General features: G+C 51.5%; 16 protein-coding genes. 8 read left to right on the top strand and 8 right to left on the bottom strand.

What is annotated here, in order from left to right; all coding sequences use genetic code 11:
* Nucleotides 1-28 precede the first annotated feature (28 nt).
* From nadC to hofC, 4 genes are all read left to right on the top strand, one after another.
* Nucleotides 29-922: a carboxylating nicotinate-nucleotide diphosphorylase gene (gene nadC / locus ACT3RR_RS13885; RefSeq protein ID WP_353501007.1), complete on the top strand. Its 894-nt coding sequence runs from the start codon at nt 29-31 to the stop codon at nt 920-922.
* A 293-nt stretch (nt 923-1,215) separates the two neighbouring features.
* Complete coding sequence (gene ppdD / locus ACT3RR_RS13880) at nt 1,216-1,683, top strand: prepilin peptidase-dependent pilin (RefSeq protein ID WP_353501006.1); 468 nt, start codon at nt 1,216-1,218, stop codon at nt 1,681-1,683.
* Complete coding sequence (gene gspE, locus ACT3RR_RS13875) at nt 1,680-3,155, top strand: type II secretion system protein GspE (protein WP_496200529.1); 1,476 nt, start codon at nt 1,680-1,682, stop codon at nt 3,153-3,155. The genes ppdD and gspE overlap by 4 nt, the downstream gene beginning before the upstream one ends.
* Nucleotides 3,152-4,372, top strand: a complete 1,221-nt coding sequence (hofC, locus tag ACT3RR_RS13870) for a protein transport protein HofC (protein WP_496200528.1) — start codon at nt 3,152-3,154, stop codon at nt 4,370-4,372. The genes gspE and hofC overlap by 4 nt, the downstream gene beginning before the upstream one ends.
* A gap of 57 nt (nt 4,373-4,429) precedes the next feature.
* Here hofC and ACT3RR_RS13865 read toward each other — a convergent pair whose 3' ends face one another.
* Nucleotides 4,430-5,473 carry a GMP reductase gene (locus ACT3RR_RS13865; protein WP_034787211.1) on the bottom strand — a complete coding sequence of 348 codons (1,044 nt, stop codon included), beginning with the start codon at nt 5,471-5,473 and terminating at the stop codon, nt 4,430-4,432.
* A gap of 255 nt (nt 5,474-5,728) precedes the next feature.
* Here ACT3RR_RS13865 and coaE point away from each other — a divergent pair, with 255 nt between their 5' ends.
* From coaE to yacG, 3 genes are read left to right on the top strand one after another with little or no spacing between them, the layout of a single operon-like run.
* On the top strand, nt 5,729-6,358 hold the full coding sequence (gene coaE / locus ACT3RR_RS13860; protein WP_496200527.1) for a dephospho-CoA kinase: 630 nt from the start codon (nt 5,729-5,731) through the stop codon (nt 6,356-6,358).
* Nucleotides 6,351-7,103, top strand: coding sequence for a cell division protein ZapD (gene zapD / locus ACT3RR_RS13855; protein WP_496200526.1), 753 nt, complete (start codon nt 6,351-6,353; stop codon nt 7,101-7,103). Before coaE ends, zapD begins: the two co-directional genes overlap by 8 nt.
* A gap of 8 nt (nt 7,104-7,111) precedes the next feature.
* Nucleotides 7,112-7,312: a DNA gyrase inhibitor YacG gene (yacG, locus tag ACT3RR_RS13850; protein WP_485903095.1), complete on the top strand. Its 201-nt coding sequence runs from the start codon at nt 7,112-7,114 to the stop codon at nt 7,310-7,312.
* Nucleotides 7,313-7,374: 62 nt separating this feature from the next.
* On the opposite strand, the gene mutT is transcribed toward yacG, so the two are convergent.
* The 3 genes from mutT to secM all read right to left on the bottom strand — a co-directional run bounded on the left by mutT (nt 7,375) and on the right by secM (nt 11,213).
* Nucleotides 7,375-7,776 carry an 8-oxo-dGTP diphosphatase MutT gene (gene mutT / locus ACT3RR_RS13845; protein ID WP_496200525.1) on the bottom strand — a complete coding sequence of 134 codons (402 nt, stop codon included), beginning with the start codon at nt 7,774-7,776 and terminating at the stop codon, nt 7,375-7,377.
* Nucleotides 7,777-7,868: 92 nt separating this feature from the next.
* Nucleotides 7,869-10,592: a preprotein translocase subunit SecA gene (gene secA / locus ACT3RR_RS13840; protein WP_353500999.1), complete on the bottom strand. Its 2,724-nt coding sequence runs from the start codon at nt 10,590-10,592 to the stop codon at nt 7,869-7,871.
* A 96-nt stretch (nt 10,593-10,688) separates the two neighbouring features.
* Nucleotides 10,689-11,213, bottom strand: a complete 525-nt coding sequence (gene secM, locus ACT3RR_RS13835; RefSeq protein ID WP_353500998.1) for a secA translation cis-regulator SecM — start codon at nt 11,211-11,213, stop codon at nt 10,689-10,691.
* 26 nt (nt 11,214-11,239) lie between these two features.
* Here secM and ACT3RR_RS13830 point away from each other — a divergent pair, with 26 nt between their 5' ends.
* Entirely contained in the window at nt 11,240-11,764 is a 525-nt protein-coding gene (locus ACT3RR_RS13830) for a DUF721 domain-containing protein (RefSeq protein WP_496200524.1), read from the top strand.
* A gap of 12 nt (nt 11,765-11,776) precedes the next feature.
* Here ACT3RR_RS13830 and lpxC read toward each other — a convergent pair whose 3' ends face one another.
* The 4 genes from lpxC to ftsQ all read right to left on the bottom strand — a co-directional run bounded on the left by lpxC (nt 11,777) and on the right by ftsQ (nt 16,111).
* Entirely contained in the window at nt 11,777-12,694 is a 918-nt protein-coding gene (lpxC, locus tag ACT3RR_RS13825) for a UDP-3-O-acyl-N-acetylglucosamine deacetylase (RefSeq protein ID WP_185688570.1), read from the bottom strand.
* 98 nt (nt 12,695-12,792) lie between these two features.
* A complete protein-coding gene (gene ftsZ / locus ACT3RR_RS13820) occupies nt 12,793-13,947 on the bottom strand; it encodes a cell division protein FtsZ (RefSeq protein WP_034787181.1) in 1,155 nt (384 codons plus the stop codon).
* 71 nt (nt 13,948-14,018) lie between these two features.
* Nucleotides 14,019-15,275: a cell division protein FtsA gene (ftsA, locus tag ACT3RR_RS13815; protein ID WP_034787178.1), complete on the bottom strand. Its 1,257-nt coding sequence runs from the start codon at nt 15,273-15,275 to the stop codon at nt 14,019-14,021.
* The gene (ftsQ, locus tag ACT3RR_RS13810) at nt 15,272-16,111 is read right to left on the bottom strand and encodes a cell division protein FtsQ (protein ID WP_034787176.1); all 840 of its coding nucleotides are present in this window, start codon (nt 16,109-16,111) and stop codon (nt 15,272-15,274) included. Before ftsQ ends, ftsA begins: the two co-directional genes overlap by 4 nt.

Raw genomic sequence — 16,111 nt, 5'->3', positions numbered from 1 at the left:
CCCTTAGCCGCCATTTCGGAGTATTTGTATGTCTACCCGCAGCTACAGCCTTGAAAGTCGCCGGGCGCTGTTACTCGAACGTATTCAAAATGATATCCCTGCATCAGTGACTCAGGCACTGGGCGAAGACCTCGGTGGTGAGGCCAACGCCGATAACGATCTGACTGCCCAACTTCTCGATGAAAACACGCTCGCAAAGGCGACAATTATTACCCGAGAAGCCGGCATTTTTTGTGGCCAGAAATGGCTTGATGAAGTGTTCAACCAGCTGAGCAACGGCAGTGTCACAATCTCATGGAAGGTACAGGACGGCGACAAAGTGGTTGAGAATCAAACCCTTTGTGAGCTTTCTGGGTCTGCGCGCGTGCTGCTGACCGGCGAACGTACTGCATTGAACTTCGTACAAACCTTATCGGGCGTCGCCACCGAAGTGAGCCATTACGTGAAGCTGCTGGAAGGCACCCAAACCCGCCTGCTGGATACCCGTAAAACCCTGCCAGGCCTGCGCACCGCGCTGAAATATGCCGTGCTTTGCGGCGGTGGCAGCAACCACCGTTTAGGTCTGGCCGATGCATTCCTGATAAAAGAGAATCACATCATTGCCAGCGGCTCGATCAAAGCCGCCGTTGCCAAGGCGCAGCAGATCCACGCCAGCGTGCCCGTTGAGGTTGAAGTCGAAACCCTCGATGAGCTGCAACAGGCCCTGGATGCCGGAGCAGATATCATCATGCTCGATAACTTCACCGTGCCGATGATGCGCGATGCCGTTGCTCTCACCAATCAGCGTGCGCAGCTCGAAGTGTCTGGCAACGTCACTGACAAAACCCTGCGCGAATTTGCCGAGACGGGTGTCGATTACATCTCCGTCGGCGCTTTAACCAAGCATATCCGCGCCATGGACCTCTCCATGCGCTTTAGCTAATCCTTTTAGCTTCTCATTGTTACCTCGCCCTCTGTCATCAGAGGGCATTTCTCTCCCTGCCTTACCTTCTATCACCTTATTACTTGTCATACGGAATTCTTCTGACCGCAACCTTCAACATTGCGAGACATGCCGCAATCTTTGCGGGCTTTTGCATGCGCTCATTTTAATTTCTGGAGGTGTCGCGGAGAGCCGTTCAACGGGAGTAGCACCTGAAAATATTAATCGCTAAGTTGCTGGCCAAGGGCGATGGAGGCCCGATTTCAAGCCATTAATATTAAGGAGAAATGCACATGACGAGAAACAATCAGCTTAGACAACAAGGATTTACACTTATCGAACTGATGGTGGTGATTGCCATTATTGCCATACTCAGCGCCATTGGTATTCCGGCCTACCAAAGTTACATTCAAAAAGCCGCGCTCACCGATATGCTGCAAACCATGGTGCCCTATAAAACCGGCGTTGAGCTTTGCGCTATTGATCAGGGCACCCTCACCCCCTGCAATATCGCCACTCAAGGCATTCCGGCGACGGCCGCAACGCGCTATGTCAGTCAGGTTGCCGTGGCAGCGGGCGTGATCACCCTGACAGGCCAACAGGCGCTAAATGGTTTAAGCGTGGTGATGGCCCCTTCCCTCAATGCCACCTCAGGAACAATCAGCTGGAGCAGAACCTGCACCAATACCCAAAACGCAGTAATGAAACAGGCTTGTGAAAGCGTCTTCCGCTTTGCCACACCGCCTAAGGCTGCGGAATGAACATATCAGCAAGCCATACTCACCCGACTGACGAAGCGCTTGATAAGCTTTGCCAGCGCTATAAAGCCATTGTTTTACACAAGGATGATTCAATCATACGGGTCGCCTGTCATGAAATTGAAAGCGATACCGATGCACTTAAAAAGGCGCTTGAATTTGCCTGTGCCCTAAAAATTGAAATTGAATTGTGGACTGCGGAACGTTTCACCCAGGCCATCGAAAAATCTACGGCTTCTCAACAAGAAGTGGCGTTAGAAGAACCGACGGCTATGGCGTCAGTGCTCTCCACCAGCAGTAACGAGCTGGATGATGACAGTGAAGCGCCGGTGGTGAATTTCTTAAATCAGGTTCTGCGCACTGCCATACTTCGCCGCGCTTCAGATATCCATTTCGAGCCTAACGAAAATGCCCTGCGTATCCGTTTACGCATTGATGGGGTGTTGCAGGAGATCCCAGGGCCAGAGGCTTCAATGACCGCCAGCCTGTGCGCTCGAATCAAAATCATGGGCCAGCTCAATGTGGCAGAACGAAGATTGCCGCAGGACGGGCAACTGATGGTGACACTACAAAACCAACGCTTTTCACTGCGTATCTCTTCGCTGCCCACGCTTTATGGTGAAAAAATCGTCTTGCGGGTGCTGAAGATCACTGAGCAAGATTTAGGGTTGGACCAGCTGGGTTTCACTCCGCGAGATTTATGCCATTACATCAACGCCTTGAAATGCCCGCAGGGGCTGATTCTGGTCACTGGCCCAACAGGCAGTGGCAAAACCGTCACGCTGTATGGCGGTTTGCGGCACCTGAATGCTGTACAGCGTAATATCTGTAGCGTCGAGGACCCGGTCGAGATCCCCGTGACGGGTATTAATCAAACCCAGATTAATACCAAAACGGATTTAAGCTTCGCAACCGTGCTGCGCGCCCTACTGCGGCAAGATCCCGACATCATCATGGTTGGCGAAATACGCGATCAGGAAACGGCTGAAATCGCCATCAAGGCGGCACAAACGGGCCATCTGGTGCTGTCGACTCTGCACACCAATTCAACTTGCGAAACCCTTAATCGATTGGGGCAGATGGGTATTGAGGGCTATCACATTGCCGCCAGTTTAAAGCTGGTGATTGCCCAACGGCTGGTACGCAAGCTCTGTCCACACTGTCGAAAACCTCATGCTTCTTTCGTCAATCATAGTGAGAAAGGCCGCCCCGGCCCGATGCCGTTATGGATTGCAGTAGGCTGTGAGCGCTGCTATCAAGGCTATTATGGCAGGACGGGGATTTATGAGATTTTAACCATTACTCCTGCGCTACAACAGGCACTGGTTAATGGCGCAAGCGTGACAGATTTGAATAAAATTGCGCGCTCGCAGGGATATAAAACGCTGATGGAAGCGGGGATGTTGCTGGTCCAGCAAGGTACTACCTCGCTGGAGGAGCTCTATCGTGTTTCAGGTGAAGGAGAAGCTGCATGACTGAAGCTCATCCGCCAACACATCGCCTGAATTTGTATCGCTGGGAGGGTGTCGACGCGCTTGGCCACTTCCAGTCAGGAGAACTGCTAGCGACGGATGAGCTTGCCGTGCATCAACAACTTTTCACCATGGCTCTTCAGCCGATCAGAGTGAAACGCCACCAGAGGGTACGCGCGTCCTATTGGAAAGGTGCCGACCTGATTGCCTTTATCCGGCAATTGGCGACGCTGCTACAAACGGGGCTACCTCTGGTGAACAGCTTGACGCTGCTGGCGAAGGAGCATCCGAAAGCGCCATGGCGATGCATTCTGCAAAATATTTTCACCGGAGTGCGCGAGGGCACTCCGCTTTCCGCCATGGTGGGGCAGTTTCCGCAGGTTTTTCCCGTTATCTTTCGCCGTATTATTGCTATTGGGGAAATGACCGGGCAGCTAGACCACTGTTGCTTACAGTTGGCTCTACAGCAGGAAAAACAGGCGGAATTGAGCCAGAAGGTAAAAAAAGCGCTGAGATATCCGCTGATCGTATTGGCGATTGCCAGCACGGTGACCATTTTAATGCTAACCATGGTTTTGCCGGAATTCGCTAAAATCTATGCATCATTTGACGCCCAGCTCCCTTGGTTTACTACCCTACTGATCATTGCCTCGCAGGGATTGATACGTTTTGGTCCGGCAACAACCTTTCTTATCATTATTGCCGCCGTCTTTTATTTCAAAAAATATCATCCCCAGGCCCTGTGGCGTAGTCGAGAACAGAGGTTACTGATGCGCGTACCGCTGATCCGAAATCTCATAGCAGACAGCTGCTTAGGGCAGATTTTCCAAACGCTGGCCATGACGCAGCAGGCGGGTTTGACACTCATTGCTAGCCTAGAGGCTGTGGCAACGGCTTCAACCAATCTGCTATTTGAGCAGGCTATTTTAGACATTAAGCATCAAATCGCTCTTGGTACGCCCTTACACCAAGCCTTTGGCCATTCGCCCCTATTCCCTTCCCTCTGCCAGCAGTTGATTCATATTGGCGAAGAGTCAGGGTCACTGGATGAAATCTTATTGAAACTCGCTCAGTGGCATAACCAGCAGGCAAACCAGTTGGCCGACACCATGGCGCAGTCCATCGAGCCACTGATGATGGTGGTCATGGGGGTCTTAGTGGGGGGTTTAGTGATAGCGATGTACTTGCCGATATTCCAGCTGGGTGCGGCTATGGGGTGAAGCAGGTGAGGCAGAGAGCACGGCGGCCATAGGCAAAAGCCACCGTGCCCGAGCGAGTTATTTAGAGCCGAAAAGACGGTTTTCTTGCTCAGCTACGCGAATAAACGTGGTTCGCTTAGTCAGCTCTTTTAGACGCTCTGCGCCGACATAGGTGCAGGCAGAACGTAATCCCCCGAGGATGTCGCGAACGGTATTTTCCACCGGCCCGCGTAAAGGCAGTTTTACCGTTTTACCTTCAGCAGCGCGATATTCTGCAACGCCACCAACGTGGCGCTTCATGGCAGATTCAGAGCTCATGCCGTAGAACAGCATGAACTTCTCGCCATCTTCCTCAACCACGGTACCTTCGCACTCGTCATGGGCAGCCAGCATACCGCCGAGCATCACGAAGTCAGCACCGCCGCCAAAGGCTTTGGCGACATCGCCCGGCACGGCACATCCACCATCACTGACGATTTGGCCGCCTAGGCCGTGTGCCGCGTCAGCACATTCAATTACGGCAGAGAGCTGCGGGTAGCCCACGCCGGTTTTTACACGCGTGGTGCAGACTGAGCCAGGTCCAATCCCAACTTTGACGATATCTGCGCCAGAGAGGATCAGTTCTTCAACCATTTCGCCCGTCACGACGTTACCGGCGCAAATCACTTTGTCTGGGCATGCTTCACGCACGCGCTGCAAGAAAGAGACAAAATGCTCTGAATAGCCGTTGGCAACATCAAGACACACAAATTTAAGCAGCGGAGAAAGCGCCAAAATCTGCTTCAGCTTGGTGAAATCAGACTCTGAAGTGCCGGTAGAAACCATAACGTGACGCAGGACAGATTCATTGGACGCATCGACGAACGCCTTCCATTGTTCAACGCTGTAGTGCTTATGCACCGCGGTAAGAACGTCGAATGAAGCGAGAGCCTGCGCCATACGGAAAGTCCCCACGGTATCCATATTGGCCGCAATAATCGGGGTGCCAGACCAGCTGAAACCGGGGTGTTTGAAGGTGAAAGTGCGCTCTAGCTCTACTTCTGAACGGCTTTTGAGGGTAGAACGTTTTGGCCGGATTAAAACGTCTTTGAAACCTAACTTCAAATCTTCTTCAATACGCATGAGGTCATGTCCTGGTTTGTTGCGATAAATCGTGGCGACGGATCGCTAAGGTACAAACGGGGTTGTTTGCCACCCTTTCCAGTGGTTTTATCATACGCAGGAAAACCGTAACGGCAAGACTGCTTTCACAACTTTAATCACAGACTTTGAATCTGCAATTAAGCCAAACCTCGAGTCAAAAGCGAGACCAGCCCGGCTTGCACTTACTCATAATCTCTTTATCATTTAAGCCAACAGTCTTTTTAGAGTGAACGCATGAGTTATATCGTTGCATTGACCGGGGGTATCGGCAGCGGCAAAAGCACGGTTGCCGACAGCTTCGCCCTCCACGGCGTGAGTATCGTTGATGCTGACGTCATTGCTCGCCAGGTAGTAGAACCTGAGCAACCGGCATTACAGGCTTTAATTGATCACTTTGGCAAAGAGATTGCTCATGATGACGGCTCGCTGAATCGCGGCGCATTGCGACAAAAAATCTTCACTCATCCAGAAGAAAAACAGTGGGTTAATCAGCTTCTTCACCCTTTAATTCATGCCAGAACGCGCGAACTTTTCGCGGCGGCGACAACCCCCTATCTCCTGTGGGTTGTTCCTTTGCTGGTAGAGAACGGATTGCATAGCGTGGCGGATCGCGTGTTGGTGGTGGATGTCAGCGAACAGACGCAGCTAGCCAGAACCATGCAGCGCGATGGTATCAGCCTACAGCAGGCTCAAAGTATTCTGTCTGCGCAAGCGACTCGCCAACAGCGATTAGCCTGCGCGGATGACATTATTGATAACAACGGTGGTGCCGAGACGCTCGAACCGCGTGTTGCTTCATTACATAGCCGTTATCTGGAATTGGCGGCTTCAGCGACCCGACAGGATATTGACAAGAATGAGTGATGTAGTAACTACCGTTCTCTTTGAACATCCTTTAAATGAAAAAATGCGGACATGGCTGCGCATTGAGTTTTTATTGCAGCAGATGCATGCTAATACTCAAATCACGTCCATTTCTACCGCGTTACTTTTTTTCCGCACTGCGTCTGATTTATTGGACGTTCTGGAGCGTGGAGAAGTAAGGACTGATTTACTCAAAGAGCTAGAGCGCCAACAGCAGAAGTTATCGCAGTGGCAAGATGTTCCCGGCGTTGATCTTTCACGCATAGATTCCCTGCGTGCAGAACTCAAGCACACTGCGGCCATATTGATGAAAGCCCCGCGAATCGGCCAGGCGCTGCGCGAAGACCGGCTAATGGCGCTGGTTCGTCAACGCCTCAGTATTCCCGGCGGCTGCTGTAGTTTCGACTTGCCAACCCTGCATATCTGGCTGCATCTGCCACAGTCTCAGCGTGACGGCGACGTGCAGGAGTGGCTCGCAACCCTTAATCCGCTGAATAATGCGCTGACGCAGGTATTAGATTTAATTCGCCAATCTGGTGCATTTAAAAACCAAATCAGCCTCAATGGATTCTTCCAAGAGAATGCCGAAGGCGCCGATCTTTTAAGATTGCGTATCTCTTTGGAAAATCAGCTGTATCCGCAAGTGTCTGGCCATAAAACCCGTTACGCCATTCGGTTCTTGCCACTCGATAGCGAACGTGGTCAAGTGCCTGCCAGACTGACTTTTGAACTTGCCTGTTGTTAGGAGTAAAGATGGACCCTGAAATTACCATGGTAAACTGCCCGACCTGCGGCAAAGCCGTAGTCTGGGGCGAACAGAGCCCTTATCGACCTTTCTGCTGCAAGCGTTGCCAGCTTATCGACCTTGGCGAATGGGCTGACGAAGAGAAGCGCATTCCAAGCAAAGGCGATATCAATGATCTGGATGACTGGAGTGAAGAGGAAATTCATTAATCCGGCGTTTCAGCCAGTCAATAAAAAAGGAGCCTTAGGCTCCTTTTTTACTTTGGCGCGAGTTAAATCTCACCATTATATAAAGCCTTGACGATAGACTCATTGGCCGGAGGGAAATCTTCTACTTTTAGCTCAGTCTGGGGTACCCAGCGCATTGGCTGCCCCTCTTTGCCATAAGGCTCACCCTGCCACTGCTCCACCAGGTGGAAATGCAGGTTAATCACGCGATCCGGGAAGATATGCTCAAGGCTTTTAATCAGCACCGGCTTTTCAGCCACAATACCCGCCTCTTCCTGCAACTCGCGAATCACCGCCTGCACAGGCGTTTCGCCCTGCTCGACTTTACCGCCCGGAAACTCCCAGAACCCAGCCATATGTGAGGAAGCATCGCGCTGAGTAATGAAGATCTCTTTCTGCGCGTTACGAATAATTCCCACCGAAATAGTGATTCTTTTCAGCGACATGTTTCCATCCTTATTCATCTTAAGGTGCTGACCATAAGCAAAGGGCGGTGATTAACCGCCCTTTGACTTTATAGACTCACGGAGCTAATAGCTTACTTCTGTAAACGGCCGTGGCACTGTTTGTATTTCTTACCAGAACCACATGGGCATGGGTCGTTACGGCCCACTTTACGGTCGCCCTGAGAGCCAGATGCCAGACGCTCGGCTTCTTCGATTTCCAAAGAAGTCTGGTCCTGATGGCTAAGATGCTGCTGGCGTGCCAGACGCTCCGCTTCTTCTCGGCGCTGCTCTTCCATCGCTTCGACTTCTTCCGGCATGCGAACCTGAACTTTACTCAGTACGCTAACCACTTCATATTTCAGTGATTCCAGCATAGAAGCGAACATCGCGAAGGATTCGCGCTTGTACTCTTGCTTTGGATCTTTCTGCGCGTAGCCACGTAAGTGGATACCTTGACGCAGGTAATCCATCGCCGCCAAGTGCTCTTTCCACAGTGAGTCCAGCGTTTGCAACATCACGCCTTTCTCAAAGTTGCGCATCATCTCAACGCCAACCACTTCTTCTTTACGTGCGTAAGACTCCATCGCGTTGGCCAGAATGCGCTCGCGCAGCGTCTCTTCATGCAGTTCTGGCTCTTTGTCCAGCCACTCTGCAATCGGCATTTCCAGCTCGAAGTCGTTTTTCAGGCGCTGTTCCAGACCTTCAACATCCCACATTTCTTCCAGAGACTGAGGTGGAATATAGCTGTCGATGGTGCTTTTGAACACGTCTTCGCGGATGCTGCGAATGGTTTCGCTCACGTCAGACACGTCCAACAGCTCGTTACGCTGGCTGTAGATTGCACGACGCTGATCGCTGGCAACATCATCATATTCAAGCAGTTGCTTACGAATATCAAAGTTACGGCTTTCAACTTTACGCTGTGCGTTAGCGATCGCTTTGGTCACCCAAGGGTGTTCAATCGCTTCGCCCGGCTTCATACCCAGCTTACGCATCATGTTGGAAACGCGGTCTGACGCGAAGATACGCATTAGCGCATCTTCCATCGACAGGTAGAAACGAGATGAACCGGCGTCACCCTGACGCCCCGCACGACCACGCAGCTGGTTATCGATACGGCGAGATTCATGACGTTCTGTACCGATGATGTGCAGACCACCAGAAGCCAGAACCGCGTCATGGCGAATCTGCCATGCTGCTTTGATCTGCGCTTTTTGCTCGTCAGTCACGTCTTCGCCCAGGTTTTCAATCTCAACCTGCCAGCTACCACCCAGCACGATGTCAGTACCACGACCGGCCATGTTAGTGGCGATGGTTACCGCGCTTGGTTGGCCCGCCTGAGCAACGATATCCGCTTCTTTGGCGTGGAATTTGGCGTTTAGAACGCTGTGCGCAATGCCTGCTTTATCCAGCTCACGCGAAACCACTTCTGACTTCTCAATTGAGATAGTACCGACCAGAACCGGCTGGCCGTTGGCTGTGCGCTCGCGGATGTCTTCAATAATTGCGCCAATTTTTTCCATTTCCGTCATGTAGACCAGATCCGGTAAATCCTTACGTACCATTGGGCGGTTGGTTGGCACCACGATGGTGTCGAGTTTGTAGATGGAGCTAAATTCGAAAGCTTCGGTGTCCGCAGTACCGGTCATACCCGCCAGCTTCTCGTAAAGACGGAAGTAGTTCTGGAAGGTGATGGAAGCCAGCGTCTGGTTTTCATTTTGAATGTCGACGCCTTCTTTGGCTTCAACAGCCTGATGCAGACCGTCAGACCAGCGGCGACCTTGCATGGTACGGCCGGTATGTTCGTCAACGATGATAACTTCGCCATCTTTAACGATGTAGTCAACGTCACGGGTGAACAGCACGTGGGCGCGCAGTGCCGCCGTCACGTGGTGCATCAGCATGATGTTAGACGGGGAGTAGAGTGACTCGCCGTCGTCCATGATGCCCGCTTCCATCAGCATTTCTTCAATCAGAACCAGACCGCGCTCGGTCAGGTGAACCTGACGCGCTTTCTCGTCCACGGAGAAGTGACCTTCACCCTGGAAGCTGTCTGAGTCTTCTTTTTCCTGACGAATCAGCTTAGGGATCAGCTTGTTCACGCGGATATACATTTCGGAGCTGTCTTCAGCCGGGCCGGAAATGATCAGCGGGGTACGGGCTTCGTCAATCAAGATTGAGTCAACTTCATCGACCAGCGCGTAGTGCAGTTTACGCTGAACGCGCTCTTCAGGGCTGAAAGCCATGTTGTCGCGCAGGTAGTCAAAGCCGTATTCGTTGTTTGTGCCGTAAGTGATGTCCGCGGCATAAGCAGCACGCTTGGCCGGCGCTGGCATGTTCGGCAAGTTGATGCCGATGGTCAGGCCGAGGAATTCAAACAGTGCACGGTTATTTTCGGCGTCACGCTGGGCCAAGTAGTCGTTGACGGTAACAACATGGACACCTTTGCCGCTAAGAGCGTTAAGGTATGCCGGCAGCGTCGCGGTCAAGGTTTTACCTTCACCAGTACGCATTTCCGCGATGCAGCGCTCGTTCAGCACCATACCGCCCAGTAGCTGGACGTCAAAGTGACGCATACCGAAGACGCGCTTACTTGATTCACGAACGACGGCGAAAGCCTCGGGAATGAGGTTTTCCAGAACTTCACCTTTTGCTAAACGTGCGCGGAATTCATCCGTCTTGGCTTTTAACTGGTCGTCGGTCAGCTTCTGGATCTCAGGTTCCATGCGGTTAATGAGATCAACAACTTTGCGCATGCGGCGCAGAGTACGATCGTTACGGCTACCAAAAACTTTGGTCAATAATTTGATTAACATAATGCTTAATGTCTCTTTGAGACTGCTAATAGCAGCCACTATTTTGTTGATTTATAGAAAGAAATAGCAAATAAGACTTCTGAAATCAGAGAGTAATTAACTCAATGAAATTGGACCGGCGCGGATACCTTGCACCTGAGCAAGCCACAAGCCGGGCTGATGCTGGTGCGTGGAGAGAATGAGGGGTTGTTTGGTCTGACGAATAATAACCGGAGGTTTCGGCTCATGCGTCAGTAAAGAATTAAGCGTAACCAGCAGTGCAAGCTGCTGAATATGCAGAGGTTCGGCTTGGTCAGCCACCACTTCAGGCGTAACGGTATAAACCACCTGAGGCGCTAAAGCAAAAGAGAGATGGCGAATAACCGTGCGCAGCGCGTGCTGTTGCCAGTAATCTACCCCAAACGCCGGGCGGCGATGCGCCTGAAGCAGGGCCAGATTCGTCAGCCCTGTACTCCCGATGTTAAGGCGGTTTACACTGGACGATGCATTCGGGACTGACGCTAATTCCGTTTGTGATAGATTTGTCGACACGCCGAGGCTAGCCGCGACCATCCCCAATAGGAGATGCGGCCAAAAATACCTTCTGCCAAATTGTCGCCAACGATTTAGAATGCCAATCACAAGTTTACAATCCGCCGGAGCCAGTCATGCGCGATAGTCGCCCACAATTATTAGATGTTCTGTTTGACGATGCGTCTTCAGCGGATAAAAGTCCGTTGCGGCTTGTTCAGCAGCGGGCAGCGGCGTTATTAAAACTAAACCGCGCCGTGAAGAGTTTATTACCCACGCCCATGCGACCATGGTGCCGTGTCGGTAATTATCGACAAGGTATATTAGTGCTTGAGATAGCAAATGCTAGCTGGATGATGCGCTTACGCTATGAACAACCGGCATTGCTCTCTGCACTTCGAGCGCAAATTCTACCATCATTGTCGTCAATCGACATCAGGATTAATCCATCGTTAATGGTGAAAATGGAAAATGCGTCGCAGATTAGCGCGAAAGAAAGCGCGGTGAATTCTGAGGAAAAACCATTTAGACAGCTGAGTGCACAAAGTGCTGAGGAATTACGAGGTTTGGCGAGCAGAAGCCCAGAGAAACTTAGAAAGGCATTAGAACGACTGGCTGGATTGGCCGGAGAGGGTGCCAAAACAACCAGTCGTAATAAATAATATCAGTACCGATTACGCCAATACTGTGGAAGGGGCTTTGAAGGCCAATGGCACTTCAGCTTCATCCTGGAAGGTAACGTATTCCCAGGCTTCCTGCTTAGCCAGTACCGCTTGCAGTAACTTGTTGTTCAGTGCATGACCAGACTTGTATGCGGTAAACGCACCAATAATATTATGTCCACACATGAACAAATCGCCGATAGCATCGAGCATTTTGTGACGAACGAATTCATCTTCAAAACGCAGACCATCTTCGTTAAGCACGCGGTAATCATCCACAACAATTGCGCAATCAAAGCTGCCACCCAGGCACAAACCACGTGACTGCAGGTACTCGATATCACGCATAAATCCAAAGGTGCGAGCGCGGCTGATTTGGCGAACAAATGCTTCTGCGGAGAAGTTCATTTTGTAGCGCTGAGAACTCGCATCAATGGCCGGATGATTGAAGTCGATAGTGAAGTCCAAAGAGAAACCATTGAATGGTTTAAATTCAGCCCACTTGTCGCCGTCTTCAACACGGACAGTGTCTTTAATGCGCAAGAATTTCTTGGCGCAGTTCAGTTCTTCAATACCTGCATCCATCAACAGATAGACGAAAGGTGCTGCACTACCGTCCATAATCGGCACTTCTGGAGCATCAACTTCGATAACGATGTTATCGATGCCTAAGCCTGCCAGCGCCGCATTAAGGTGCTCAACCGTAGAAATACGTACGTCATGCTCATTAACCAGGCAAGTACAGAGCATGGTATCACGCACGGATTTGGCATCTGCCGGGAAATCGACCGGTGGATTCAAGTCAGTGCGACGATAGATGACCCCGGTATTGGCCGGTGCAGGACGCAGAGTCAGGGTGACTTTCTTGCCGGTATGCAAACCGACGCCCGTCGCCTGAACGATACGTTTTAATGTACGTTGTTTGATCATCGTTTTTATCTCGCAATGTTGTCCATCCAACCGAACCTATAATACATTAAGCTCGGCGGGACAGTTTAGCACAAAGAGCGGAGATCCTACAATTAGGACTAGTCTGCCTGCTTACGCAGGAAGGCTGGGATGTCCAAATAGTCAGGCTCTTTATTAGATTGCGTGTTCGGATCATTAACCACCTTCGCTGCTGGCTTAGTTTCCTGCGGCAGAGGCGACAGCCCGTGCTGCTGATAACGGTGATCCATAACTGGCTGGCTGGCTGGCTTGTTAGTGACCAGAGTGATTTCTGGGCGCTTATCCATGCCAATACCTGTTGCCACCACGGTGACACGCAATTCGTCATTCATTTCTGGGTCAAGTGACGTACCGATAACCACGGTCGCATTGTCAGAAGCGAAAGCACGGATAGTGTTACCCACGGTTTCGAACTCATCTAAGCGCAGGTCGAAGCCAGCGGTGATGTTGACCAGTACGCCGCGAGCGCCGGACAGGTCGATGTCTTCCAACAGTGGGCTGGAAATTGCCATTTCGGCAGCTTCTTCCGCACGGTCTTCGCCACATGCCACACCAGAGCCCATCATGGCATAACCCATTTCGGACATCACGGTACGCACGTCAGCAAAGTCGACGTTCATCAGACCCGGACGGGTGATCAGTTCGGCGATACCTTGAACTGCACCTTTCAGTACGTCGTTGGCTGCACCGAATGCATCCAACAGGGAGATACCACGACCCAAGACTTTCAACAGCTTGTCGTTAGGAATGGTGATCAGGGAGTCCACGTGTTTGGACAGCTCGGCGATACCCTGCTCTGCAAACGCCATACGTTTCTTGCCTTCGAAGTTGAAAGGCTTAGTCACGACGGCCACAGTCAGAATACCTAAATCTTTCGCTACTTCAGCGACCACAGGAGCTGCACCGGTACCGGTACCGCCGCCCATGCCTGCCGCGATGAAGACCATATCCGCGCCTTCGAGTGCAGCACGCAAAGCTTCACGGTCTTCTTCAGCAGAATTACGACCCACTTCAGGGTTCGCACCAGCACCCAAACCTTTGGTAATACCGCTACCGATTTGGATAGTCTGGCCTACAGCCGTTTTACGCAACGCCTGTGCGTCGGTGTTAACGGCAAAGAATTCAACACCTTCGATGCGCTCGCGCACCATGTGTTCTACGGCGTTACCGCCGCCACCGCCGACGCCGATGACTTTAATCACCGCGTCGTTGGTCAGTTCCATAGGTTCAAACATAGTTTCTCTCCGTTTTGTGCCTGTCGCTTCGAGATCGCAATTGCTAACAGCATGATCCCGTTTTTAAAACATTAAAACTCTTTTCTCAACCAGCTACTGATTCTCTTGAACCAGCTGCCCACTGAGGCGCGTTTTTCCACTTCAGCCTCACCACTTAGGTGAGACTCTTTCCCGTAGTGCAGTAGCCCTACAGCCGTTGAGTAGTAAGGTTCCTGCGCATAATCTGTCAGCCCGGTGATGTTCAGCGGTTGTCCAATACGCACCTGGGTATGGAATACCCGCTGCGCACAGGCTGCCAGACCATCAATTTGTGCTGCGCCGCCTGTAAGAACTATGCCAGCGGCCAGATGATGTTTTACGCCTTGCTGACGTAATTGCTCCTGCAATTGTAAAATTTCATCATTTACTAAATTCAGCAATTCCGTGTAACGCGGTTCAATCACTTCTGCCAGCGTCTGACGCTGCAGGCTGCGTGGCGGGCGTCCGCCTACGCTTGGCACTTCGACATTCTCGTCTTTGCCAACAATCGAACCTAACGCGCATCCGTGGCGTACTTTAATAGCTTCTGCGTCAGTCGGTGGTGTACCGAAGGCGTAGGCGATATCGCTGGTGACCACGTTACCCGCATAAGGAATAACCTTAGTATGACGCAGCGCGCCGCCGGTATAAACCGCGATATCCATGGTGCCACCGCCGATATCCACGACGCAAACACCTAATTCACGCTCATCTTCGGTCAGCACGGCATAGCTTGCCGCCAAACCGGCGAAGATCAGTTGGTCAACTTTCAGGCCACAACGTTCGACGGCTTTAACAATATTCTTAGCCATATCATTGTGGCAGGTTATTAAATGCACTTTTGCTTGCATTCTCACACCTGAAAGCCCCACCGGATTCTTAATCCCTTCCTGATAGTCGATGGCATATTCTTGCGGGATCACGTGCAACACGCGATGCTCATCGCGAACGCGGACCGACTTAGCGGTATGTACCACGTTCTCTACATCTTCCTGCGTTACTTCTTCTTCTGAAATAGGAACCATCCCTATTTCATTCTGACAACTGATATGTTTACCAGACAAAGCAAGGTAAACCGAAGAAATTTGGCAATCCGCCATTAATTCGGCCTGATCAATGGCGCGCTGTACGCATTTCACCACTGATTCGAGGTCGTTCACGCCGCCCTTATCCATGCCGCGTGACGGGCAGCTTCCCACACCGATAATATTGACCATGCCATCGGGCAGAACTTCCCCTACCAATGCGGCGACTTTCGCCGTACCGATCTCCAGCCCAACTACCAGTTTTCTGTCCGTCGACTTGATCATTGTTGTTTAGCCTGTGCCTGATTCTGTTGCTGATTACTGTTTTGCTGATCGATAAACTCTGGAGCCCAGCCGACCGATGCACCGGTGTCGTAACGTAAATCGACATAACTGATGCGTTTCTTATCGGTTTCGGCCTGTTGCTGAAGCTTTGGATAAAGGTCGATGAAACGCTGTAGGCGCCCCATGCGATCATCTCTTCCCAGCTCCAGCCGGATGTCGCTATCCAGAGTCACTTGCCACGAGTGACGAGCACTCATTGCCACTGATTTCACGGTGAACTTGGCCGCTGAAAGCGTCTGGCTCATCGATTGATAACCTTGCAAAACATCCTGTTCGCTGCCTTCCGGACCATAAAGCAACGGCATCTTCTGTTTGACTACTCGCTCGGCGGGTATGCTGAATGGTTTGCCGTCGGCATCGACCATATGCAAATCATTCCAATGTGCGACCGGCACATACTCCACCAGATGAATCTTCAACTCATTCGGCCATTGCTTGCGTACGCTGACCTGTTTTATCCAGGGTAAACGCTCTATCTGCTGCTGAATGACGTTCACATCCTGCGTCATGAACGTTCCTGGCGCACCTAAGGCCAGAATTGCCTGACGAATATCATCGTTAGTGGTGTAGTGGCGTTCGCCAGTGACCACTAACTGGGACAGAGGCAAACGATTTGCGTCCTGCATCCAGCCAATAACTGCCCATGCGCTCCATAAAACTGTACCTAGCACCATCAGCAGGAAGATGATTCCTGCTAATTGCCCGCCATTACTGCGACGACCGCCTTTGTTTTCAGCTGTCGCGCGCTCTCGTGCATTCAGGGCCGCTTGAGACAT

The organism is Ewingella sp. AOP8-B2-18 (assembly GCF_052376015.1).
Classification (GTDB): Bacteria; Pseudomonadota; Gammaproteobacteria; order Enterobacterales; family Enterobacteriaceae; genus Ewingella; species Ewingella allii.
This window is presented reverse-complemented; position numbering and strand designations above follow the sequence as displayed.

Excerpts from the sequence above, each read along its gene's own strand:
- nadC (WP_353501007.1), top strand. The coding sequence starts at position 29 with ATGTCTACCCGCAGCTACAGCCTTGAAAGTCGCCGGGCGCTGTTACTC.
- ppdD (WP_353501006.1), top strand. The coding sequence starts at position 1,216 with ATGACGAGAAACAATCAGCTTAGACAACAAGGATTTACACTTATCGAA.
- gspE (WP_496200529.1), top strand. The coding sequence starts at position 1,680 with ATGAACATATCAGCAAGCCATACTCACCCGACTGACGAAGCGCTTGAT.
- hofC (WP_496200528.1), top strand. The coding sequence starts at position 3,152 with ATGACTGAAGCTCATCCGCCAACACATCGCCTGAATTTGTATCGCTGG.
- ACT3RR_RS13865 (WP_034787211.1), bottom strand. The coding sequence starts at position 5,473 with ATGCGTATTGAAGAAGATTTGAAGTTAGGTTTCAAAGACGTTTTAATC.
- coaE (WP_496200527.1), top strand. The coding sequence starts at position 5,729 with ATGAGTTATATCGTTGCATTGACCGGGGGTATCGGCAGCGGCAAAAGC.
- zapD (WP_496200526.1), top strand. The coding sequence starts at position 6,351 with ATGAGTGATGTAGTAACTACCGTTCTCTTTGAACATCCTTTAAATGAA.
- yacG (WP_485903095.1), top strand. The coding sequence starts at position 7,112 with ATGGACCCTGAAATTACCATGGTAAACTGCCCGACCTGCGGCAAAGCC.
- mutT (WP_496200525.1), bottom strand. The coding sequence starts at position 7,776 with ATGTCGCTGAAAAGAATCACTATTTCGGTGGGAATTATTCGTAACGCG.
- secA (WP_353500999.1), bottom strand. The coding sequence starts at position 10,592 with ATGTTAATCAAATTATTGACCAAAGTTTTTGGTAGCCGTAACGATCGT.
- ACT3RR_RS13830 (WP_496200524.1), top strand. The coding sequence starts at position 11,240 with ATGCGCGATAGTCGCCCACAATTATTAGATGTTCTGTTTGACGATGCG.
- lpxC (WP_185688570.1), bottom strand. The coding sequence starts at position 12,694 with ATGATCAAACAACGTACATTAAAACGTATCGTTCAGGCGACGGGCGTC.
- ftsZ (WP_034787181.1), bottom strand. The coding sequence starts at position 13,947 with ATGTTTGAACCTATGGAACTGACCAACGACGCGGTGATTAAAGTCATC.
- ftsA (WP_034787178.1), bottom strand. The coding sequence starts at position 15,275 with ATGATCAAGTCGACGGACAGAAAACTGGTAGTTGGGCTGGAGATCGGT.
- ftsQ (WP_034787176.1), bottom strand. The coding sequence starts at position 16,111 with ATGTCTCAAGCGGCCCTGAATGCACGAGAGCGCGCGACAGCTGAAAAC.